This window comes from Chlorobium sp., assembly GCF_036528655.1.
GTDB lineage: Bacteria > Bacteroidota > Chlorobiia > Chlorobiales > Chlorobiaceae > Chlorobium.
This window is the reverse complement of the sequence record NZ_JAIGND010000012.1, coordinates 25,073-46,207: the sequence shown is the minus strand read 5'-3', so window position 1 is coordinate 46,207 and position 21,135 is coordinate 25,073. Positions and strand designations below refer to the sequence as shown.

Sequence of the window (21,135 nt, the reverse complement as noted above, 5' to 3'; positions counted from 1 at the left end):
TAATAAAAAGTTTGTTTATATTAGTTGATAACAACGAAAGCTTGCCTGACCTGACAATCAACCCGGCATTGCATGTTTACAGTAAAACTGTTTTTCAGCCTGACGGGCTGCGGCAGAAACAAGCGGAACGCAACACCCAATGTTGCGTCTTTGCGGTGTTTCGTAAAGTCTGTCTGCCTTTTTTCCGCTCTCCTCCTTTCATGTGCGCCATTTTCCTCCCTGCATGCAGAAGAAAAGTCTCCAGCCCCCACCGGATCGGCTGAAGGATTGCTGGCAACGACCGAGCAGATGATCGAGCACCTGATTCTCCAGATAGACAAACAGAAAGAGAGCCATCCCGAGATCAGCCAGCCTGCAGAAAGCAACAGCCCCTACTTCACATCCATTCCCAACATCAAGCCGGTCAACGGCCATATAACAAGCGAATACGGCATGCGCATGCATCCCGTTTACAAACGCGTCCTGTTTCATCATGGAATCGATTTTGCGGCTCCTGAGGGAACGCGCGTGCATTCGACGGGAGACGGGGTCGTGAGTTTTTCAGGATATGAAAGAGGCTACGGTCAGAAAGTGACCATCTCTCACGGCTACGGGTTCAAAACGATCTATGCCCATCTCTCCCGATCGCTCGTCCGCCAGGGACAGCGCGTTTCGAAAGGCGAAATCATCGCGTTCTCGGGCAACACCGGCGTTTCGACCGGCCCGCACCTCCACTACGAAATCCATAAAGACAACGTCAGGGTCAATCCGGCTGCATACTTTTTCGACAACAGCGATCCGGACAAGTTCCTGACTATCCAGAAGCCTTCTTCCGAAACCGAAGGCGGCAACTCTTAAAACGATTAATTCAAGCGTTAGTATTATGTACTGGAATCTCGATCTTGCCCGATATATTGCAGATGCTCCATGGCCGGTGACAAAAGACGAACTTCTCGATTATGCGAACAGAACCGGCGCGCCGCAGCAGGTTATCGAAAACCTGCACGACCTGCCCGAAGGAGACGAGGTTTACGAGAGCATCGACGAGGTCTGGCCTGATTACCCTACCGACGAGGATTTCTGTTACGGTGACGAAGAATTGTTAAGCTGAGAAAAATTCTTTTCCGCGTGTGTTCTCCAGGAACGCTTATCAGGGCAATCGCCGGAATTCTGGTCGTTGCCCTTTTTTTTGTCGATGCTTCCGCATCGCCGGCAGACGCATTACCTGAATCGGTACCGGATACGACAGGCACAACCACTCTCTACGTCAACTCCATCCGATTTTCCGGAAACAATTCCGTTCCCGAAAAGGAGCTCAGGGAGATCATCGTAACGACTGAACCCACCTCGTTTCTCGGTCTCGGCATTTTCGGGAAATCGCGAAAACCGTTCGATCCGGAAAATTTCGAGAGGGATCTGGGCGTCATTAAAAAGCTCTATACCTACAAGGGATACTTTTTTGCCGATATCCGTTCATCCATGCAGTACAGGAAAAAGAACGGAAGGATCGATATCAGCATAACAATCGCCGAAAACGAGCCGGCAAGAATGGATTCTCTTGCGTACGAAGGACTTGAAGCCGTCGACGAAGAAATCAGGGACCGGTACGTCAGGAGCGGCATATTGAAAACCGGAGATGTTTTTTCGGTTGAAAAACTGATTGCCGAGCGCGATCGGACGATGACGTTTTTCCGTAACGAGGGCTACGCGTTTTTTCACGAAGACAGTATCCGCATCAGGGTGGATACCGTCGGAACCAATGCCGGCGTTCGCTACAGCCTCAGACTGCCGGAAAAGCTGGTGTACGGCAGTCCGGTGCATGCTGTGGTGCACAATCCGGTACGAAGGGATACCCTGAGCAGCGAACGCAGGTTCCTGAAGGATTCGATATCCGGCGTCGTATTCGGATCCCAGAAGGTGCATCCGGATCTCATCACCAGCGCCATCGCGTTCCGTCCGGATCAGATCGCGCAAGAGAGCCTCGAACAGAAAACATTGCAGAATTTCGGCAAAACAAACGTCTTCTCCTCCATCGTCATAAAACCGGATTCGGTCCGCGACGGCAGACTCTATACGACGGTTCATCTGGAGCCAGCGCCGAAACACCAGATAGAACCGAAACTGCTTGTCGATAACCGTTATGGATCGCTTTTTTTCGGGGTTTCGGCTGCTTATGAAAACAGAAACCTGCTCGGTGGCGCCGAACAGTTCAAGGCATCCCTGGAATTCGGTACGCAGACAAGCTACAGCAACAACCTGCTCGATAATCTCGAGGAAGATGACTACGACAAGTTCATTCCTTACGAATTCAGCGCGAAAAGCAGCCTCATCATGCCGGTGCTGCAGCGGCCCGACAATGTGTATTCGGCTTATGTCGAATATTCACGGTCGAGATCGCCTATCCTGCTCTCGACGGTCAACGGGCTTGTACGAGGCTCATACAGCGCAAAACCCGGTCCGTCTTCGCGTCTGAGCTTCGACTTTTTTGAATTCGAACTGGTGCAGAAAGATTCGCTCAGAGGATTCCGGAAACTCTTCAAAACCGATCTGGCCGAAAATATCGGCATCGATCCCGACAACGACGTCGCTGTCGACGCAGGCATAGACAGCCTGCTTGAAACGCGAATCAACCAGACATTCCGGCTGCGCTACAACTATACGAACCTGAACAGAGCCCCGGTTCCGAAAAACATCTGGAACCTCGATCTTCTTGTTGAAGAGTCCGGAAGCCTTGCCTGGCTCGTCGATCAGATAATCGACACGAAATCGTATGAAGGATTCACCGATAAGGATCCCCAGATTTTCGGAACCCAGTATTCGCAATATCTGAAAGCTGAAACGAGGCTCGGATTCCTCAGAAACCTGTCGCCCGAACGGCAGCTGGCAGGAAGACTGCACCTGGGGTGGATGATGCCCTACGGCAAAGCGGAGGCGACTCCTGAAGAAAGGCGCTTCTACGCCGGCGGAGCAAACAGCATGCGAGGGTGGCTGTTCAATACCCTCGGTCCCGGAAGCAGCGCGAGCGAGGTAGCAGCGAACTTCGGAGCCGATATAAAGCTTGAACTCGGCCTTGAATACCGCTGGAAATTTTTCACCCTGTTCGACCAGCCCTCCGGGGTGACATTTTTCACCGACATCGGCAATATCTGGGACCGTACCGGTCCATACGGCTTCAGCCTGAACTCCCTCATGAACGATTTTGCATGGGATTTCGGTGTCGGACTCCGGGTAGGATCACCGATAGGTCCGTTCCGTTTCGATTTCGCCTGGAAGATCCATGATCCTGCGGAAGAGGATTCATGGCTGATAAGCAAATGGAATCCGCTCGATTTTACCTTCAATTTTGGAATTGGAGAGGCTTTTTAATATTTACGGTATCTCTCTCGGAACCTTTCACCATCTTGCTTTATGCCCGCAACAGGAACGCTTCTTGCCCCGTCGATTCTTTCGGCGGATTTCACCGATCTTCGTTCGTCAGTCGCATTGGCCGAAAAAGCCGGCGCCGACTGGATGCACTGCGACGTTATGGACGGCGTTTTCGTACCGAACATCACGTTCGGCCCGTTCATCGTCCAGGCTGTCGCTTCCTGCACCGACATGGTGATCGATACCCATCTCATGATCGCCGACCCCGACCGGTTCATCGCGGATTTCATCAGGGCGGGATCGCACCAGATTACCGTGCATCAGGAGGCCTGCCCGCACCTTCACCGTACCGTGCAGTATATCAGAAGCCTCGGAGCCAGGGCGGGTGTCTCGATCAACCCTGCCACGCCGGTGTCGACGCTGGAATCTATCCTGCCCGATCTCGACCTCGTGCTCCTGATGTCGGTCAATCCCGGTTTCGGCGGTCAGAAGTTCATACCTTCGTCTATTGATAAAATCGCGAAGCTTCACGCAATGCGTCTGGAGCTGAATCCGGAAATGGTTATAGCTGTTGACGGCGGCGTTACGGAAGAAAATGCCGAAGCGTTGGTGAAGGCGGGCGCCGATTCCCTGATTGCCGGAACGGCGTTTTTCAAGGCGGAGAACCCGATTGCGACAGCCGCGAAAATCAAGGCTTTTGCCAGGTAAGGTCATGCAGCTCCCGGCTGACGTGGAGCCCTTCGCCGATCAGTACGGCGTCGAATGACGCCTCCTTGATCCTTGCGATGTCGCTGGCGCTTTTCAGTCCGCTTTCCGCGACGGCTATAACGCCCTCCGGAAAGTGCGGCCTGAGTTCGATGCCCGTATCGATACTGACGCTGAAGTCCCTGAGATTCCGGTTATTGACCCCGATGATCCGGGAACCGGCGTCTGCTGCCGTATCGAGCTCCCGACGGTCGTGGACCTCGACAAGAACCGCAAGGCCGACCTCCCCGGCAAGCTGCAGATAGTCGCGAAGCTGCGACGGATCGAGCGCGGCGACGATAAGAAGAATGGCGTCGGCGCCGATAAGCCGCGACTCGTAAATCTGGTGTTCGTCGATAATGAAATCCTTGCGGAGCACAGGAAGGGAAAACTCCCGTTTTACCGTCTGAAGATAGTCGTTCGCCCCCTGGAAGAACAGCCTGTCGGTAAGCACGGAAAAGGCCGATGCACCGAGTTCGAGGTAGCGGCGGGCGATTGCCGCCGGATCGAAATCATGCACGATGACCCCGCGCGAGGGAGAGGCTTTTTTTATTTCGGCGATGAGCCGCAGGTTTTCTTCCGACCGCTTCAGACTGGCGGCGAAATCGCGGCATGGCGGAATGTCGTGCTGCCGCTCAAGGAAGCGCTGCGCCGGACGCTGTTTCCTGAGTTCGGCGACCTCGTTCTGTTTTTCGTCGAGTATCCTCCGGAGATAGCTCATAGCCGTTACCCTGCCGAGGCAAGCTCCCTTAGTTCCGCTTCGAATTCCACGATCTGGCGGATGTTGTCGAGAAACCATGGATCGATCTTCGTTGACTGGTGCACCTCTTCGACCGTCGCGCCGGCCTGGAAGGCGTAACGGAGATAGAACATCCTGTCCGCTTTCGGCACCTTGATCTTTTCGAGAATATCCTCCTTGGCGAAGATTTTCTGCTGCTGGGTCATATCGACCACGTTCATGAGGTCCTTGCCGTCCGAGCCAAGACCCGCCCGGCCGATTTCAAGGCCGCGCAGCGATTTCTGCAGGGCTTCGCGGAAGTTTCGCCCGAAAGCCATCACCTCGCCGACCGATTTCATCTGTACGCCGAGGCGGGCGTCGACGTTTTTGAATTTCTCGAAATCCCATCGGGGAATCTTGACGACGCAGTAGTCGATGGCGGGCTCGAAGCTTGCCGGCGTCGTCCTTGTGATGTCGTTGAGGATCTCGTCGAGCGTGTAGCCTACGGCGAGCTTGGCGGCGACCTTTGCGATCGGGAAACCGGTTGCCTTTGAGGCCAGCGCTGAGCTTCTCGATACGCGCGGGTTCATTTCGATGATGACAATGCGCCCGTTTTCGGGGTTGATGGCGAACTGGATGTTGCTGCCGCCGGTCTCGACGCCGATTTCCCGGATGATGCGTATCGATGCGTCCCTGAGCACCTGGTACTGGCGATCGGTGAGCGTCTGTGCCGGAGCGACGGTAATGCTGTCGCCGGTATGCACGCCCATGGGATCGACATTCTCGATAGAGCAGACGATGATGACGTTATCGACCGTATCGCGGATGACCTCAAGTTCGAACTCCTTCCACCCGAGAAGGCATTCCTCGACCAGCACCTCGCCTATCGGACTTTCGGCAATCCCCCTGCGCACGGCTTCGTAGTAGTCGGACTTTGTTTCGGCAAAACCGCCGCCGGTTCCGCCAAGGGTGAAGGAGGGACGGATGACGAGGGGAAGCCCGATCTCTTCAAGCGCTTCGCGCGCCTCTTTTTCGTTTCGCACGAAGAAACCCTTGGCCAGTTCGAGCCCTATTTTCTTCATGGCGTCACTGAAGAACTCGCGGTTCTCGGCCTTTCTGATGGCCCTGAGCTTCGCGCCGATCAGTTCGACGCCGTTTCGTTCGAGTATGCCCGACTCTGCAAGGCTGACCGCGGTATTGAGCGCGGTCTGCCCCCCCATTGTGGGCAGAAGCGCATCGGGCTTCTCTTTTTCGATGATTTTCTGCACGTATTCCGGCGTGATCGGCTCGATATAGGTGGCGTCTGCCAGTTCGATATCGGTCATGATGGTCGCAGGATTGCTGTTAACCAGTATGACCCGATATCCTTCGTCCTTGAGGGCACGGCATGCCTGCGTTCCCGAATAGTCGAATTCGCAGGCCTGGCCGATTACGATAGGGCCGGCCCCGATCACTAAAATAGACTTGATATCTTCCCTTTTTGGCACTGTTTTCCCAGGATTAATGACTTGGTAAGATTTTTTCGAACATAATGTACAAAATATTCAGGAGAGTTTCCTCCGCCCCGGATGATGCGGCGGATTCACTCGATAATTCTGATAGGTTCCTGATGAAATCCGCCGGCATCCCTTCTCAGCCATGCCGTTACCTCCCTGGGTACGCCGTTGATGAGGGAAATAATCAGCATGGTATGGCCGGGACGCGCGAAATCGATGTCGTTTCGCGAAGGCACTGCCGGAGAGTTGATATGCGAATGATAGGAACCGACGATCTCGTAGCCGAGAGCGACGGCTTCCCGCTCGACATCGGCGTATTCGCCGAACGAAATTTCAAAACCGTTCTCCCTGCCGAAGTAAAGAGCGTTGCGGCAGGGAGCTATCTCATGAACCACGTTTTCGATATTGCCCCGGTGATCGACATACCGTTTTCCTGCGAGCAGGCCGCAGCACTCGTAGGGCTTTTCACGAAAAGCGTGTTCCTGGATGATTTCAAATTTGCGCCGGGGTAACTTCATTGGAAAACGGTTGAATGAAAAACATAAGCTGTCAGAGCGCTTTCGCTCCGATGTCCCGGCGGTAGCATGCTCCGTCGAAACGGATGAGTCCTACCGTTCGGTAAGCGAGTTCGAGGCTCTCCCTGAGCGATGCGCCGATCGCTGTGACCGAAAGCACCCTGCCGCCGGACGTTACCAGGTTCTCCCCGTCGAAGCGGGTGCCGGCATGATAGATCATGACGTCGCCGGTTTTTTCGGCATCCGGTTCTATGGTAACCCTTTTGCCCGATTCGAATGCATCGGGGTACCCGCCGGAAGCCATCACAACCGTTGCCGCCGAACCGGTGCGCATGTCGAAGGGAACGGTATCGAGCCCTCCTTTGACGCTTGCAAGGAGCGCATCGCAGAGGTCGCTCTGCAGAAGCGGAAGCACAACCTGCGTTTCCGGGTCGCCGAGACGGGCGTTGAACTCCACCACGGACGGCTCTCCCCGATCGATCATGAGGCCGACGTAAAGAAAACCCGTATAGGGGTAACCTTCAGCCGACATGCCGGCAAGGGTCGGGCGTATGATCCGTTCTTCGACTTTCCGAAGAACCTCGGGCGTAACCAGAGGGGCTGGAGCGTATGCTCCCATGCCTCCGGTATTCTTGCCGGTATCGCCTTCGCCGATGCGTTTGTGGTCCTGAGCCGGAAGAAAGAGCCGATAATCCTTCCCGTCGGTCAGGGCGAAAACGCTGGCTTCCTGGCCGCGCAGAAAGTCCTCGATAACCACCTCGTCGGCTGCGCTGCCGAAAATGCGATCTTCGAATATCTCTTTCAGTGTGGTCAGTGCCTCGTCGCGGTTCATGGCAACGACTACCCCTTTGCCGGCACAGAGGCCGCTGGCCTTGATGACCAGGGGAAACCGTTCCGGAGGAAGGTCGGCCACATAAGACAGGGAGGGCGCTTCGTCGCCGAACACCCTGTATTCGGCAGTGGGAATTGCGTGACGCCGCATGAATTCCTTGGCGAAGACCTTGCTCGATTCGAGCCTCGCCGCTGCCTGAACGGGCCCGACAATCTTCATGCCGGCCGCGCGAAAGAGATCGACGATGCCGGCTTCGAGCGGCTGCTCCGGGCCTACCACCGTAAGTTCCACATGGTTCCGTCCGGCGAATTCGAGCAGTTCGTCGAGCTGCAGCGCTTTGAGCGGCACATTTGAAACCTTGCCGCCCATCATGGCCGTGCCGCCGTTGCCCGGAGCGATAAAGATTTTCTCCGTCCTCGGGTTTGCGGTCAGAGCCGCCGCAAAAGCGTGTTCACGGGCTCCGCTGCCGATAATGAGGAGATTCATAGCTTTTTTCGGTCAATGGCATGGCCACAGGAGGCCATAGGGTTTATCAAGCCGGATTGTTTACATTTACTTCCGGAATCCATGCAATGGCATGCCGGAGGGAGGATCTATATAAAACAGGTTGCATTAAAAAAACAATTAAAAAATTTTTCCTGAAAAGAGAAGGATGAGCCGAAAATTACCCTCCTTCATAACACGCGGCGTGCTCCCCGCGGCGCTCGACCTGCTTTACCGCAGCCTGCGCCTGAAGCTCGATTTCCGGCCGGCTCAGGAAAATGTTTCTCAGGGAGCGGCGGTGTTCGCATTCTGGCACGGCAAGATGGCTGTCGGATGGCTGCTGGCCCGGACGCTCTTCGGGATGCGACCGCTGAAAGCCGTAGTCAGCCTCTCGGGAGACGGGACGATACTCTCCGACGCGCTCGACGCGCTCGGATTTTCCCTCATACGGGGTTCGAGTTCCAGCAAGGGCGATCAGGTCAGAAACGGGATCGAGAAATGTCTCCTGCAGGGAGAGGCGATCGCCATCACGCCGGACGGGCCCAGGGGGCCGCAGCACCGGTTCAAGTACGGGTCGGTGCGGATCGCCTCGAAACTCCGCACTCCGCTGCTTTTTGCCGACATACGCTACGGCAGCGCCTGGCGTCTGAAAAGCTGGGACCGGTTCGAAGTCCCGAAACCGTTCAGCCGGGTCGATGTTATTCTCCGGCGCATCGAAGTGCCTGAATTCGCCACTGAAGACGATCTCCGCTCATGGTGCGAGAGCTTGTCCCGGGAGCTGGACCATGAATAAGTCTATGAGCGGGATGCTTCGACCTGCCGCGCTGCTCTACCGGGCCGTCGTTCAGGTACGGAACCTCTGGTTCGAAAAAAAGATCCTGCGATCGCGGCACACGCCTGTTCCGGTAGTATCCGTAGGGAATATAACCGCCGGAGGAACTGGAAAAACACCGCTTGCAGACTGGATCATCAGGTTCCTGATCTCGTGCGGCGAAAGACCGGCGCTGTTATCGCGAGGCTACGGACGATCGACGAAAGGGATCGTACTGGTGTCGGACGGAGAGCGTCTGCTCTGCGGCAGCCGTGAATCCGGAGACGAGAGTGCAATGCTTGCGGCCAGGAATCCCGGAATCGTCGCGGTTGTCGCCGAAAAGCGAACGGAGGGTGCTGCGTTCATCATGCGCCGCTTCGCCGGTCGTCCGCCTTCGGTGATCGTGCTCGACGACGCGTTCCAGCACCGACAGCTCCATCGCGATCTCGACATCGTGGTGGTCAATGCCACCGAAGCTTATTTCAACGCGGCAATGCTGCCGGTGGGAAGGCTGCGCGAGCCCCTTGCCAATATCCGGAGGGCGGATATTGCCGTGATCAGCAATGCGAACGACCGCAAGACAGCTTCGGCCATTGCCGCGGATCTTGAACGCAGGGGTCTGCAGGTTGCACAGGCGAGAACCACTCCCGGATCGCTGGTGCCGTTTATCGATGCCGGAAAACCCGAAGCTGCCCGACCGGGATGCAGGGTACTCGCATTTGCCGGCATAGGCTCGCCCGCAGGGTTTGTCGGCAGCCTTGAAGCATGCGGCTGCAGGGTTGATGCGCACCGTTTTTTCAGGGACCATGAACCTTATACCAGGGAAAAACTCCTGCCGATGCTGGAAGAGGCCCGAAAAAAAGGGATCTTGCCCGTCACGACGGAAAAAGACTACTACCGGATGCTCGGGGAACCCTGGTTTGCAGATCTTTCGGCAGAATACCCGCTGCACTTTCTTGAAATCTCGATTGCGTTCACCGAAGGACGGAAGGTTCTCGAAGAGATGCTGATTGCCACCATCAGGAACTTCAGGAAGGCTTGATGGCGGCAATCACTCCTTGACGATTTTCGAAATCGCCTTGAACCGTTCGCCTTCGGCAATGCGCAGCAGTTCGAAAATCGCCATCTCGGTGCTGGTGAGGCTGCCTCCCGCCTTTTCGATGCAGCGGATGCCGATATCGCGATTTTCCGGGGTTCTCGACGAAACCGCATCGGTGACGAGATGCACGTTGTAGCCGAACTCGAGGAGTTCGACGGAGGTCTGGTAAACGCAGACATGCGTTTCCATGCCGGCTACGAGAATGTCGTTGCGGTTGAACAGACGCAGCTGCTTCATGAAGGGCTCGGTGGCGCAGCAGCTGAAGGTGATTTTTTCGACCGGAGCCAGATCGCCGAGCAGCTCTTTGAGAGGAGAGACCGTCGCGCCGAGCCCTTTCGGGTACTGCTCGGTGTAGAGCACAGGAACCTCGAGAATCCCGCAGGCTCTGATGAGTTTTTGTATATTGCGCTCCACCAGTTCCGGCTGGCAGACGCTTTGCGCAAGCTTTCCCTGTATGTCGATCAACAGCAGGAGTGTCTCACTTGGAACGATCATGGTGCATCTGATTGGTATGGTATTAAATGAAATCGGCAAGGCCGGAAGCGATCGCCGGATTGAACCGCAAATACTACATAAAAGTAGCTTTGTAAACTAATATTTTCAGCTTTGACCCGTAAAGAAAACCTCCCGCCGAAAGGATCGCGCGGTGAATACCTTGTGGCGCTGCAGTTCCTTCTGCTGGCTGCGTTCATCCTTACCCCTGTCTGGCCCGACCTCGGCGAAACCGCACTCTTCGGCGACTCCTCGCCGCTGCGATGGCCTGTGCTCGCGCTCTTCTGGGTGACGGCTCTGGCTCTCGGCGGCTTTGGTTCTCACCACATCAGGGAGTTTCTCACGCCGCTCCCCTACCCGGTCGATCATAACCGGCTGGTCACGACCGGCGTCTACGGGCTTGTCCGTCATCCGCTCTACAGCAGCCAGCTTTTTGCTGCGTTCGGCTGGGCCCTCTTTTCGCTCAGCCTCTCGCACATGGTTCTTTTTGTCGTCGCATTCCTCTTTTTCAACTACAAGGCATCGAAAGAAGAGGCTTGGCTTACTGAAAAACACCCCGAATACATCACCTATGCCCGAAAGGTGAAGAAGTTCATACCCTGGATTTACTGAACGCCCCGAGCGCTCAATCCTTCACGCATCTTACGGAAAAACCGATGCTTCTCCCGACGCTGACCCGCCGAACGCTCTCGTTTCGGCTGCCGATCTCGCGATTCCAGGCTTCGAATTCGCCGGACGGGGTGGACGACCAGAAAAAAGCGTCCCGGCCGAGGGCGAAAAAACCGCCGAGGCAGTTGCGGCTGCCCGCGGGAAGCGCGTCGAAGCCGCTGCTTTTCGGCGTCGTTCCGCCTGAAGAATCCCATGAGGATGTTTTTTTCATCGGGGAGCCGGCAACGGCATCGCCGCCAAGCGATTCGACAAGCTGCCGCCACTCATCGTCCGAAGGAATATGCCATCCCGCAGGGGCCAATCCCCTTCTGTCGTTGACGGCATGCCAGTTGTAGAGCTTTCCGTACGCATTCCCGTTCACGGCGTCGTCCTCATACCAGCACCATGCCCCTTCCTGTTTCGAGGCGGCATCGTGCCACTCGGCTTCGGTCCGGGCATGACGGACGGCATCGCCGTTGCGATAGCGATCGACGTCGAGATTGCGGATCGACCATACCTGGGAGCCTATCGTCACGTGGCTCTGTTCCTGCCTTTGCGAACAGGCGGCCGGAAACAGAAGGATCAGAAACAGAAGCATGCGGAAAAAAGCCCGGGTCCGCAGTGACCGTTCATTGCGCATATAAGCGTTTTTCAAGGAGATTAACGGCAAGAAAGCATTGTTTTTTTATTACCGGCATGATACTTTTTTCTGTAGTCCTTCCAAAACGGTTTACCATGCAACAATTGACCATACCGCCATGAAAAAAATAGGCGTCATCCTTTCGGGGTGCGGATTTCTCGACGGCGCGGAAATCCAGGAAGCCGTGCTTACCCTGCTTGCCATCGACCGTGCAGGCGCAGAAGCGGTCTGCATGGCCCCCGACATCGAGCAGCACCATGTAGTCAATCACCTGACCGGCGAAGCGGCTGTCGGCGAAACCCGGAATGTGCTTGCGGAGTCGGCCCGCATCGCCAGGGGAGCCGTCTGTGCTCTCGGCGCGGCGGATATCGAATGCCTCGACGCGCTTGTGCTGCCGGGAGGGTACGGAGCCGCAAAGAACCTCAGCGACTTCGCCTTCAAAGGCGCGGAGTGCGAGGTCAATGCCGAGGTGGCCGACGTTATCCGCACCTGCTACGAGGCCGGCAAGCCGCTCGGCTTCATCTGCATCGCTCCGGCGATTGCCGCAAAGGTGCTCGGCGACGAGCAGGTGGAGCTGACCATCGGTAACGACCGGGATACCGCTCTGGCGATCGAAAAGCTCGGCGCAAAACATATCGACTGTCCGGTGTGGAACACGGTCGTCAGTTCCAGGGGCCGCGTGGTCAGCACGCCGGCCTATATGCTCGGGCCTTCAATCGGAGAGGTCTCGAAAGGCATCGACAAACTGATCGCCGATATCATGAGCTTACTCTGAGCCTCTCCCTTTTTCGTACGGAATGCCGACTTCTCGAGGCGCGGCCGATCTGCCGACAAAGCCTGCAAGCACCAGCAGGGTGATCACATAGGGCAGCGACTGCACGAGCTGGGAAGGCAGAAGACCTGTCTGCAGCCACATTTCGGCGGCTTCGGCCGAGGCGAACATCAGGCTTGCAAGCGCGGCGCCTATCGGGTTCCACTGGCCGATGATCATGGCAGCAAGGGCGATATAGCCTCGGCCGGCCGACATGCCTTCGCTGAAAGAGTGCTGCTGAAAGGCCAGAAAAGCTCCTGCAAGCGCGGCGAGCACTCCAGAGATGGCAACTCCGCCGTAACGCATGGCGCCGACCCTTATTCCTGCGGAGTCGGCGGTTGCGGCACTTTCACCGGTTGCGCGAAGCCTGAGACCGAATGGAGTCCTGAACATGATGAACTGCCCTGCGGCAACCGAAATGACAGCGGCAAGAAAAAGCGGATCAAGGAATATCGACGACACCTCGATGCCGGCGATTCTTGGCGAGTTCATGGCGCTTCCGAACAGAATGCCTGATGCGAAACGGGTTGCGCCCATCACGAGAATGTTGATGGCGATACCCGAAACGATCTGATCGGCTTTCATGGTGACGCAGACGAACGCGTGCAGAAGCGCAACGGCAAGACCGCCGGCAACTGCCAGTGCGAGTCCGGCAGCGGCAGAGCCGACAAGATGCTGTCCGACGGCCGCACCGAACGCACCGGCAAGAATCATGCCTTCGAGCGCGAGGTTGACTACGCCGCTGCGCTCGGAAAACGATGCGCCGACCGAGGTCAGCACATACGGCACCGCGATGCGCACTACCTGCTGCAGAATGACGATAAGCTCCAGACCCATGGCGAATGCTTTCTGCGGCTCATGAAAATATCATGCGCCGTTGTTATATTGATTTTTTATCATCGTTACATCACTGCAGGCGCCGACATCGGTACCGTGTGCCGTGCGTATTTTAATTTTCATTTGATTCAAGCCCAAAATAACAATTTCACAACAAGAAATCCATGAGTGCGCCAGACAGCAGAACAGCATCGAGCAACGCCAAAAAGTACATCTACAGTTTTTCAGGAGGCCGCGCCGAAGGCGACGCTTCCATGAAAAACCTTCTCGGAGGCAAAGGCGCCAACCTGGCGGAAATGGCCAATATCGGCCTGCCCGTTCCTCCAGGCTTCACCATTTCCACCGAAGTGTGCACATGGTTCTATGACCACGGGAAAACCTACCCGGCCGGCCTGTTCGAAGAGGATATTCCCCTTGCTCTCGCCAGAATTGAAGCTACGCTGGGCAAAAAGTTCGGCGATCCGGATAATCCGCTCCTTGTCTCGGTGCGTTCAGGATCCAGAGCCTCCATGCCCGGAATGATGGATACCATCCTCAACCTCGGCCTCAACAGCGAAACCGTCGAAGGTCTTGCGTGCAGGTCGGGCAACCCCCGTTTCGCATGGGACTGCTACCGCCGTTTCGTGCAGATGTACGGCGACGTGGTGCTCGAACTGAAGCCCGCCGATAAAAAACAGGTCGATCCTTTCGAGGCCATCCTCGAAGCGAAAAAGCACGAGCGCGGCATCAGGCTCGATACCGAGTTTTCCGTCGACGATCTCAAGGATCTGGTGAGCCTCTATAAAGCGGCCATCCTTGAAAAAACAGGCAGGGCCTTTCCGGAAGATCCTTATGAACAGCTCCGGGGTGCAATCGGTGCGGTGTTCAACAGCTGGAACAACGAACGCGCTATCGTTTACCGCAAACTCAACCACATCCCCGGCTACTGGGGTACGGCATGCAACGTACAGGCCATGGTATTCGGCAACATGGGTACCGATTGCGGCACCGGCGTGGCGTTCACCCGCGATGCGGCGACCGGCGAGGATATCTTCTACGGAGAGTTCCTCATGAACGCCCAGGGAGAGGATGTGGTCGCCGGCATCAGAACCCCTCTGAAAATCGAGCAGCTCAAGCAGGATAATCCCAAAATATACGCCCAGCTCGAAGTTATCCGAACCATTCTCGAAAAGCACTATCGGGATATGATGGACATCGAGTTCACCATCGAAAGCGACAAACTGTTCATGCTGCAGTGCCGCGTCGGAAAACGCACCGGCGCAGCTGCAATCAAGATCGCCGTCGATATGGTCAATGAGGGTCTGATCGACGAGAAAGAGGCTATCATGCGCATCGAACCCGAACAGCTCAACCAGCTGCTCAGGCCGGTGTTCGATCTGAAGGAGAAACAGCTGGCCATCGATGAAGGCCGCCTGCTCGCAACCGGGCTCAACGCAGGTCCGGGAGCCGCAACAGGCCGCATCTGCTTCAATACCGCCGATGCTGTGGATGCCGACAAACGGGGCGAGCCGGTCATTCTCGTACGTATCGAGACTTCGCCCGAGGACATCAAGGGTATGGCGGTTTCCGAAGGAATTCTGACCGAACGCGGCGGCATGACCTCACACGCCGCTCTCGTCGCACGCCAGATGGGCAAGGTCTGCGTGGCGGGATGCGGCGCGCTCTCCATCGACTATAGAAAAGGCGAAATGCAAGTCGAGGGAAGCGATCTGGTACTCAGGGAAGGCGATTACATCTCCATAGACGGCAGCACCGGTGAAGTGATTGCCGGAAAGGTGCCAACCAAAAATTCGGAAATCATCGAGGTGCTGATCGACAAAAGCCTGAAGCCGGAAGATGCGCCGGCATGGGCCATCTACAACCGGCTCATGGAGTGGGCCGACCGCTACCGCAAGCTTGACATCCGCACAAATGCCGACCAGCCGGATCAGGCTGAAAACGCCATCGCCTTCGGAGCCGAGGGTATCGGTCTCTGCCGCACCGAACACATGTTCTTCGGCGGCGAGAGAATCCATGCGATGCGCGAGATGATCCTGGCAGAGAACATCGAAGGCCGTAAAGCCGCTCTGGACAAACTGCTGCCTTACCAGCGCGAAGACTTCTACGGTCTCTTCAGAACCATGGGTTCCCGACCGGTCACCATCAGGCTGCTCGATCCGCCCCTGCATGAGTTCCTGCCGCATACGGAGAGCGAAATCGCCGACCTTGCCGCAAGAATCGGCAAAACGGCGGAGAACGTGAACAAACGGATCGAAGACCTGCACGAGTTCAATCCCATGCTCGGCCTGCGCGGCTGCCGGCTCGGCATCCTGCACCCGGAAATCACCGTCATGCAGGTTCGCGCAATCATCGAAGCCGCCTGCCGCCTGAAAAAAGAGGGGCATGAAGTGGTTCCCGAAATCATGGTGCCGCTCGTATCGACGGTAAAGGAACTTGAACTGACTGCGGAGATCATCCACAAGACCGCAAGGAGCGTGATCGCCGAACTGGGTACCGGCGTCAGGTACCTCGTCGGCACCATGATCGAAGTGCCGAGGGCAGCAATCACTTCCGCAGAAATCGCAAAAGCCGCGGATTTCTTCAGCTACGGCACCAACGACCTCACACAGATGGGCCTCGGCATGAGCCGCGACGACTCGGGCCAGTTCCTGCCGGCATACCAGCTGCAGGAAATTTTCCCCCGCAGCCCGTTCGAGTCGATAGACATCGAGGGAGTGGGCCAGCTGGTAGCCCTGTCGGCCAGTGCGGGCCGTTCGGTAAAGCCGGACCTGAAGCTCGGCATCTGCGGCGAACACGGAGGCGACCCTGCCTCGATAAGGTTCTGCCACAATACCGGCCTGAACTACGTCTCCTGCAGCCCTTTTCGCGTGCCTGTCGCGCGCCTTGCGGCGGCAAGAGCTGCACTGCAGGACTGAACCTGTTTTTCTTTTCATATGCAGACAAGGCGACCATCGGGTCGCCTTGTCTGCTTTCAGGAAATGTTCATCGGCGGTCAGCTGACTTCCAGGGGATCCTGCAAACCGCTTAGAAGCTGTCGGTTATTGCTGCTCCGCATTCTCTTCCTTTTTCTTGAAGAACATGCAGCCGCCTTCGGCAAGCACGTTGTTTCCGTTGCAGATCCCTTCTGAAGGGTTGTCCGCGCTGACGATAAAACTCTGGCAGTCCTGGCACTGTTTTCCTTTTTCCGCCTGTTTCTGATAGATCATGGTAATTCCTGTTTTCAGGTTATGGGTGACTGCGAAAGCTTTGCGCAGAGATGCGTGCCGCACCGGTCGGTTTTTACGCTTGCAGAGGAACCCTGATGTGTTCATCGGATATGTGTGTTAATGCCGGTCAATACCGGCAGGCGGGAATATAGAGGCTGAGTCGGGTTTTCACAAATTTCTGAAAAAGGGGAAACCATCATTACCCGAAGACCGTTATTCCGGGTTAATGCTTTAAAGCGCTCTCCCTGAACAGGAATTCAGCCGCCAAATCGCTATAATTGAGTACACAGATTTTTTTTCCCGACAGAAGTGCCGTAGAATCAATGGAATTCAGCCATATCTCCATCAGAGGAGCCCGTGTCCACAATCTGAAAAATATTTCGCTCGACATACCGAGGAACCGTTTCGTGGTGATTACCGGTATATCGGGATCGGGAAAGTCGAGCCTTGCTTTCGATACGATTTTCGCCGAAGGCCAGCGGCGGTTCATGGAAACGCTTTCGCCTTATGCCCGACAGTTTATCGGCAATATCGAACGGCCAGACGTGGATTTCATCGAAGGACTCTCTCCGGTTATCGCCATCGACCAGAAGAGCACCAGCCGCTCGCCCCGATCGACGGTGGGCACCATTACGGAAATACACGATTTCATCCGCCTGCTCTATGCGAAGACAGGAAGAAGATTCGATCCGGTTACCGGACAGATGCTGCAGAAGCAGTCCCGGGAGAGCATCGTCGAGACGATCATGTCGCTTCCCGAAGGCTCAGGGATCGCCATTCTCTCTCCGCTTGTCACCGGACGCAAGGGTCACTATCGCGAACTGTTCGAGCGACTGCTGCTGAAAGGGTTCCTGCGGGTTCGTATCGACGGCGAGGAGCGGATGATGGAAAAGAATATGCAGCTCGAACGCTACAAGACGCATACCATAGAACTGGTTGTTGACCGGCTGGTGACAGGAGCGGGCAGCGTGGAACGGCTGCGGCAGGCCGTCGACATGGCTATCGGAATGTCGGAACATCGTTCGTCGCTCATCTGCCTTCCGCTTGAGGGCGAAGGAAAGGAGCTGTTTTTCAGCACGCAGTACGCATACTCGGACGGTTCGGTACCTGTCGATACGCTTGCGCCTAATCATTTCAGCTTCAACTCCCCTTACGGCGCCTGTCCGGAGTGCAACGGTCTGGGCGAGCTGATGCAGCTCTCGACCGACCTGATGGTGCCCGATCCGTCACTTTCGCTGAATCAGGGAGCGATCGAGCCTTTCGGCAAACCCGGCAAGCGAAACCTCTGGCAGATCGTCAAGGCCATCGCCAGGGAGTACGGCTTCACGCTCGATACGCCGGTTTCGGAGATTCCTCCGACGGCGCTCGATATCCTTCTGCTGGGTTCCGGCAGCCGCACCTTCGACGTTGCGTATGCCTATGCCGGCAAGGAACACCGTTATCCGCAGATTTTTCAGGGCGCCCTGCCTTATGTGGAGGAGATGCTCCGCAACAGCAGCTCGGCAAGAATACGGGAGTGGAGCGAGAGCTTCATGTCACATCAGCCCTGCCCGGTCTGCAAGGGGGCACGCCTGAGGCAGGAGAGCCTGCATGTGAAAGTAGACGGATTGAACATTGCCGAAGCCGAGTCGCTTCCGCTGCCGGATTCGCTTGTTTTTTTCAGGGATCTTCCTGAACGGCTCAGCGACAGGGAAAAACTGATCGCTTTGCCCGTGCTGCACGAAATCACCAAGCGTATCGAGTTCCTGCTCGATGTCGGACTCGGCTATCTTACTCTCTGTCGCAGCGCTCGCACGCTTTCGGGAGGCGAAGCGCAGCGCATCCGTCTGGCCTCGCAGCTGGGCTCCCGGCTGAGCGGAGTGCTCTATGTGCTCGACGAACCGAGCATAGGCCTGCACCAGCGGGATAACCACAAGCTTATCGCATCGCTGCAGCAGCTCCGCGACATCGGCAACACCGTGCTCGTCGTTGAACACGACAGGGACACCATGCTCGTTGCCGACGAAATCATCGATCTCGGACCCGGCGCGGGAGAACATGGCGGCAGGATCGTAGCAAAAGGTCCTGCTTCGGAGCTTGGCGACGATTCCCTTACCGCAGCGTATCTCTCGGGCAGAAAAACCGTTTCTTTCGAACACGAAAAGCCCCGGGTGGAGAAAGAACCCGGATGGCTCACCTTGCGGGGATGCCGCGGCAACAACCTGCAGAATATCGACGTAAGATTTCCGCTCGGTTCGCTCGTCGCCGTTACCGGCGTGAGCGGCTCCGGAAAATCGACGCTGATCAATGAAACCCTCTACCCGGTGCTTGCCCGTCATTTCTACCGTTCGAAGCTTGTCAGCCAGCCGCATGCCGCAATCGAGGGCATCGAACTTATCGACAAGGTGGTGAGCGTCGATCAGACCCCTATTGGTCGCACGCCGCGCTCCAATCCGGCTACCTATACGGGAGCGTTCACCTTCATCCGCGATTTTTTCACCCGTTTGCCCGAAGCACAGATACGCGGCTACAAGGCCGGCCGGTTCAGCTTCAACGTCAAGGGGGGGCGGTGCGAGGTCTGCCAGGGTGCGGGCACCATGAAAATCGAGATGAACTTTCTGCCCGATGTGTATGTGCCGTGCGAGAACTGCAAAGGTCATCGGTACAATCGCGAAACCCTTCAGGTTAAATACAAGGGCAGGTCGATCGCCGACGTGCTTGAAATGCCTGTCGAGGAGGCTTCTGTTTTCTTCGAAGATTTTCCGCGCATCCGACGCATACTCTCGACCATGGAGAGCGTCGGGCTCGGCTACCTCAAGCTCGGACAGCCCTCGCCGCTGCTTTCGGGCGGAGAGGCGCAGCGTATCAAGCTTTCCGCCGAACTTGCCAAAATCCAGACCGGCAGGACGCTCTATATTCTCGACGAACCGACCACCGGCCTGCATTTCCAGGATATACAGCACCTGCTCGAGGTGCTGCGAAAACTTGTCGATAAGGGAAATACGGTCATCATCATCGAACATAACCTCGATATCGTCAGAAACAGCGACTGGATCATCGATCTCGGACCCGAAGGCGGCAGCGGCGGCGGCCGGCTGACTGCCGAAGGCCCCCCGGCGGTCATTGCCGGAATCGATCACTCCCATACCGGACGGTTCCTGAAACTCGAAATGAATCATTCGCCTTTCGACCCTCAGGTCCGACCGGCTTAGCGGCAATCGAAAAAATTCTGCGGACAGGAAGGTTTGACAATCAGCAATAAAAAATGTTTTATTACCGGACGTAACATGAGCCACCCGAGCACAATCGAACTATCGACAACCTCCTGCCGCACACCATGACCGATCCCGCTCCCCTTCCGATGGCGGAAGCCCGCATCGCACTCTCGCACCTCGAGGGGAACGTTCGCCGTATCCGGCAGTGGACCGAGGGTAAAACCCGCATAATGGCCGTTGTCAAAGCCAACGCCTACGGACATGGCGCAGATCGTGTCGCCGCTTCGCTCGAAACAGCCGGAATAAGCGATTTCGGCGTCGCCAATATTCAGGAAGCCATGGCCCTGAGAACTGGAGGCGGAGTACGGCAGCAGTCGGCCATCCTTGCTTTTTCTTCGCCGCTCGTATCGCAGATCGAGAGCTATCTCCGCTATGACATAGCGATGACCCTGTGCAGTTTCGAGATCCTGCATGCCGCAGAAGCGACCGCAGCGGCTAACGGGAAAAGGCTGTCCGTTCATGTCAAGACGGATACCGGCATGGGCCGTCTCGGTCTGCCTCCTGCGGAAACAATGGAACTGCTCCGCGCCGTGAGGAATTCAGGATACCTCGATCTGAAGGGTGTCTATACCCATTTTGCCGAAGGTTCCAGACCGGATGGATTTACCGCCCTGCAGCTCGACCGGTTCAGGGAACTGGTGACGCAGTATGAATCGGAATCCTGCAGAACCGTCTGCAAGCATGCGGCAAGCAGCGGAGCCATGCTCTGCCGCAAGGATTCCTGGTTCGACATGGTACGGCCCGGCATCATGCTTTACGGCTATCTCCCCGATCCCGTCATGGAGTCATCGGTTCCGGTCGTGCCGGTCATGCAGATGGAGGCGAAAGTGGTATTCGTTAAAACTCTCGATACCGGCGATACGGTCAGCTACAATCGCACATGGACGGCGCCCGGCCCTCGACGGATAGCCACCATAGCCGCAGGATATGCCGACGGATACCCGAGATCGCTGTCAAACAGGGGAACCGTGGTTATCGGCGGAAAATCCTGTCCGCAGGTCGGTACCGTCACCATGGACCAGATCATGGTGGATCTCGGCACAAACAGCGATGTAAAAATCGGGGATAAGGCTATATTGTTCGGATGGGAAGGCCCTTCGGCCGACGACATCGCGCGCATTACCGGAAGTATCAGTTACGAAGTGCTCTGTTCGGTTTCGAACAGGGTTTGCAGGGTTTTTATCTGAAGACTCAACATTCCGGA

At 56.4% G+C, this 21,135-nt stretch carries 19 protein-coding genes; 11 read left to right on the top strand and 8 right to left on the bottom strand.

The window, feature by feature from the left end; translation table 11 throughout:
- The first annotated feature begins 72 nt into the window (after positions 1-72).
- From K4305_RS04230 to rpe, 4 genes are read left to right on the top strand one after another with little or no spacing between them, the layout of a single operon-like run.
- Positions 73-837 carry a M23 family metallopeptidase gene (locus tag K4305_RS04230; protein ID WP_331561123.1) on the top strand — a complete coding sequence of 255 codons (765 nt, stop codon included), beginning with the start codon at positions 73-75 and terminating at the stop codon, positions 835-837.
- Between the two features lie 25 nt (positions 838-862).
- The gene (locus K4305_RS04225; RefSeq protein ID WP_331561122.1) at positions 863-1,090 is read left to right on the top strand and encodes a DUF2795 domain-containing protein; all 228 of its coding nucleotides are present in this window, start codon (positions 863-865) and stop codon (positions 1,088-1,090) included.
- Positions 1,091-1,107: 17 nt separating this feature from the next.
- A complete protein-coding gene (locus K4305_RS04220; protein WP_331561121.1) occupies positions 1,108-3,345 on the top strand; it encodes a BamA/TamA family outer membrane protein in 2,238 nt (745 codons plus the stop codon).
- 42 nt (positions 3,346-3,387) lie between these two features.
- Positions 3,388-4,053, top strand: coding sequence for a ribulose-phosphate 3-epimerase (rpe, locus tag K4305_RS04215; protein ID WP_331561119.1), 666 nt, complete (start codon positions 3,388-3,390; stop codon positions 4,051-4,053).
- On the opposite strand, the gene trpC is transcribed toward rpe, so the two are convergent.
- The 4 genes from trpC to purD form a co-directional block, all read right to left on the bottom strand.
- Entirely contained in the window at positions 4,034-4,810 is a 777-nt protein-coding gene (trpC, locus tag K4305_RS04210) for an indole-3-glycerol phosphate synthase TrpC (protein ID WP_331561117.1), read from the bottom strand. The two genes, rpe and trpC, sit on opposite strands and share 20 nt — an antisense overlap.
- Positions 4,811-4,815: 5 nt before the next feature.
- A complete protein-coding gene (carB, locus tag K4305_RS04205) occupies positions 4,816-6,294 on the bottom strand; it encodes a carbamoyl-phosphate synthase large subunit (protein WP_331561116.1) in 1,479 nt (492 codons plus the stop codon).
- Positions 6,295-6,389: 95 nt separating this feature from the next.
- Entirely contained in the window at positions 6,390-6,821 is a 432-nt protein-coding gene (locus K4305_RS04200; RefSeq protein ID WP_331561115.1) for a M67 family metallopeptidase, read from the bottom strand.
- A 31-nt stretch (positions 6,822-6,852) separates the two neighbouring features.
- Positions 6,853-8,136 (bottom strand): phosphoribosylamine--glycine ligase, encoded by a 1,284-nt coding sequence (gene purD / locus K4305_RS04195; RefSeq protein WP_331561114.1) that lies wholly within the window; start codon positions 8,134-8,136, stop codon positions 6,853-6,855.
- 166 nt (positions 8,137-8,302) lie between these two features.
- On the opposite strand from purD, the gene K4305_RS04190 reads away from it, so the two are divergent.
- The gene (locus K4305_RS04190) at positions 8,303-8,926 is read left to right on the top strand and encodes a DUF374 domain-containing protein (RefSeq protein WP_331561113.1); all 624 of its coding nucleotides are present in this window, start codon (positions 8,303-8,305) and stop codon (positions 8,924-8,926) included.
- Positions 8,919-9,986: a tetraacyldisaccharide 4'-kinase gene (gene lpxK / locus K4305_RS04185; protein ID WP_331561112.1), complete on the top strand. Its 1,068-nt coding sequence runs from the start codon at positions 8,919-8,921 to the stop codon at positions 9,984-9,986. Before K4305_RS04190 ends, lpxK begins: the two co-directional genes overlap by 8 nt.
- Before the next feature lie 9 nt (positions 9,987-9,995).
- On the opposite strand, the gene K4305_RS04180 is transcribed toward lpxK, so the two are convergent.
- Positions 9,996-10,538, bottom strand: a complete 543-nt coding sequence (locus tag K4305_RS04180) for a hydrolase (RefSeq protein ID WP_331561111.1) — start codon at positions 10,536-10,538, stop codon at positions 9,996-9,998.
- Positions 10,539-10,649: 111 nt separating this feature from the next.
- On the opposite strand from K4305_RS04180, the gene K4305_RS04175 reads away from it, so the two are divergent.
- Positions 10,650-11,147, top strand: a complete 498-nt coding sequence (locus tag K4305_RS04175; protein WP_331561110.1) for a methyltransferase family protein — start codon at positions 10,650-10,652, stop codon at positions 11,145-11,147.
- 13 nt (positions 11,148-11,160) lie between these two features.
- Here K4305_RS04175 and K4305_RS04170 read toward each other — a convergent pair whose 3' ends face one another.
- Positions 11,161-11,781 (bottom strand): fibrobacter succinogenes major paralogous domain-containing protein, encoded by a 621-nt coding sequence (locus tag K4305_RS04170; RefSeq protein WP_331561109.1) that lies wholly within the window; start codon positions 11,779-11,781, stop codon positions 11,161-11,163.
- Between the two features lie 160 nt (positions 11,782-11,941).
- Here K4305_RS04170 and elbB point away from each other — a divergent pair, with 160 nt between their 5' ends.
- The gene (gene elbB, locus K4305_RS04165; RefSeq protein WP_331561107.1) at positions 11,942-12,598 is read left to right on the top strand and encodes an isoprenoid biosynthesis glyoxalase ElbB; all 657 of its coding nucleotides are present in this window, start codon (positions 11,942-11,944) and stop codon (positions 12,596-12,598) included.
- Here elbB and K4305_RS04160 read toward each other — a convergent pair.
- Entirely contained in the window at positions 12,590-13,471 is an 882-nt protein-coding gene (locus K4305_RS04160; RefSeq protein ID WP_331561105.1) for an ABC transporter permease, read from the bottom strand. The genes elbB and K4305_RS04160 overlap by 9 nt on opposite strands.
- 164 nt (positions 13,472-13,635) lie before the next feature.
- Between K4305_RS04160 and ppdK the strand changes: the two genes are divergently transcribed.
- Positions 13,636-16,386, top strand: a complete 2,751-nt coding sequence (gene ppdK, locus K4305_RS04155; RefSeq protein ID WP_331561104.1) for a pyruvate, phosphate dikinase — start codon at positions 13,636-13,638, stop codon at positions 16,384-16,386.
- Positions 16,387-16,509: 123 nt separating this feature from the next.
- Here ppdK and K4305_RS04150 read toward each other — a convergent pair whose 3' ends face one another.
- A complete protein-coding gene (locus K4305_RS04150) occupies positions 16,510-16,782 on the bottom strand; it encodes a hypothetical protein (protein WP_331561103.1) in 273 nt (90 codons plus the stop codon).
- Between the two features lie 218 nt (positions 16,783-17,000).
- On the opposite strand from K4305_RS04150, the gene uvrA reads away from it, so the two are divergent.
- Both uvrA and alr read left to right on the top strand, forming a co-directional pair.
- A complete protein-coding gene (uvrA, locus tag K4305_RS04145; protein WP_331561188.1) occupies positions 17,001-19,868 on the top strand; it encodes an excinuclease ABC subunit UvrA in 2,868 nt (955 codons plus the stop codon).
- Between the two features lie 125 nt (positions 19,869-19,993).
- Complete coding sequence (gene alr, locus K4305_RS04140) at positions 19,994-21,118, top strand: alanine racemase (protein ID WP_331561101.1); 1,125 nt, start codon at positions 19,994-19,996, stop codon at positions 21,116-21,118.
- Positions 21,119-21,135: the final 17 nt, after the last annotated feature.

Bases quoted from the DNA above. Each gene is read 5' to 3' on its own strand.
- ppdK (WP_331561104.1), top strand. From the start codon at position 13,636: ATGAGTGCGCCAGACAGCAGAACAGCATCGAGCAACGCCAAAAAGTAC.
- alr (WP_331561101.1), top strand. From the start codon at position 19,994: ATGACCGATCCCGCTCCCCTTCCGATGGCGGAAGCCCGCATCGCACTC.
- lpxK (WP_331561112.1), top strand. From the start codon at position 8,919: ATGAATAAGTCTATGAGCGGGATGCTTCGACCTGCCGCGCTGCTCTAC.
- elbB (WP_331561107.1), top strand. From the start codon at position 11,942: ATGAAAAAAATAGGCGTCATCCTTTCGGGGTGCGGATTTCTCGACGGC.
- K4305_RS04200 (WP_331561115.1), bottom strand. From the start codon at position 6,821: ATGAAGTTACCCCGGCGCAAATTTGAAATCATCCAGGAACACGCTTTT.
- K4305_RS04230 (WP_331561123.1), top strand. From the start codon at position 73: ATGTTTACAGTAAAACTGTTTTTCAGCCTGACGGGCTGCGGCAGAAAC.
- K4305_RS04170 (WP_331561109.1), bottom strand. From the start codon at position 11,781: ATGCTTCTGTTTCTGATCCTTCTGTTTCCGGCCGCCTGTTCGCAAAGG.
- K4305_RS04160 (WP_331561105.1), bottom strand. From the start codon at position 13,471: ATGGGTCTGGAGCTTATCGTCATTCTGCAGCAGGTAGTGCGCATCGCG.
- K4305_RS04190 (WP_331561113.1), top strand. From the start codon at position 8,303: ATGAGCCGAAAATTACCCTCCTTCATAACACGCGGCGTGCTCCCCGCG.
- rpe (WP_331561119.1), top strand. From the start codon at position 3,388: ATGCCCGCAACAGGAACGCTTCTTGCCCCGTCGATTCTTTCGGCGGAT.
- K4305_RS04225 (WP_331561122.1), top strand. From the start codon at position 863: ATGTACTGGAATCTCGATCTTGCCCGATATATTGCAGATGCTCCATGG.
- K4305_RS04150 (WP_331561103.1), bottom strand. From the start codon at position 16,782: ATGAACACATCAGGGTTCCTCTGCAAGCGTAAAAACCGACCGGTGCGG.
- K4305_RS04180 (WP_331561111.1), bottom strand. From the start codon at position 10,538: ATGATCGTTCCAAGTGAGACACTCCTGCTGTTGATCGACATACAGGGA.
- purD (WP_331561114.1), bottom strand. From the start codon at position 8,136: ATGAATCTCCTCATTATCGGCAGCGGAGCCCGTGAACACGCTTTTGCG.
- uvrA (WP_331561188.1), top strand. From the start codon at position 17,001: ATGGAATTCAGCCATATCTCCATCAGAGGAGCCCGTGTCCACAATCTG.
- trpC (WP_331561117.1), bottom strand. From the start codon at position 4,810: ATGAGCTATCTCCGGAGGATACTCGACGAAAAACAGAACGAGGTCGCC.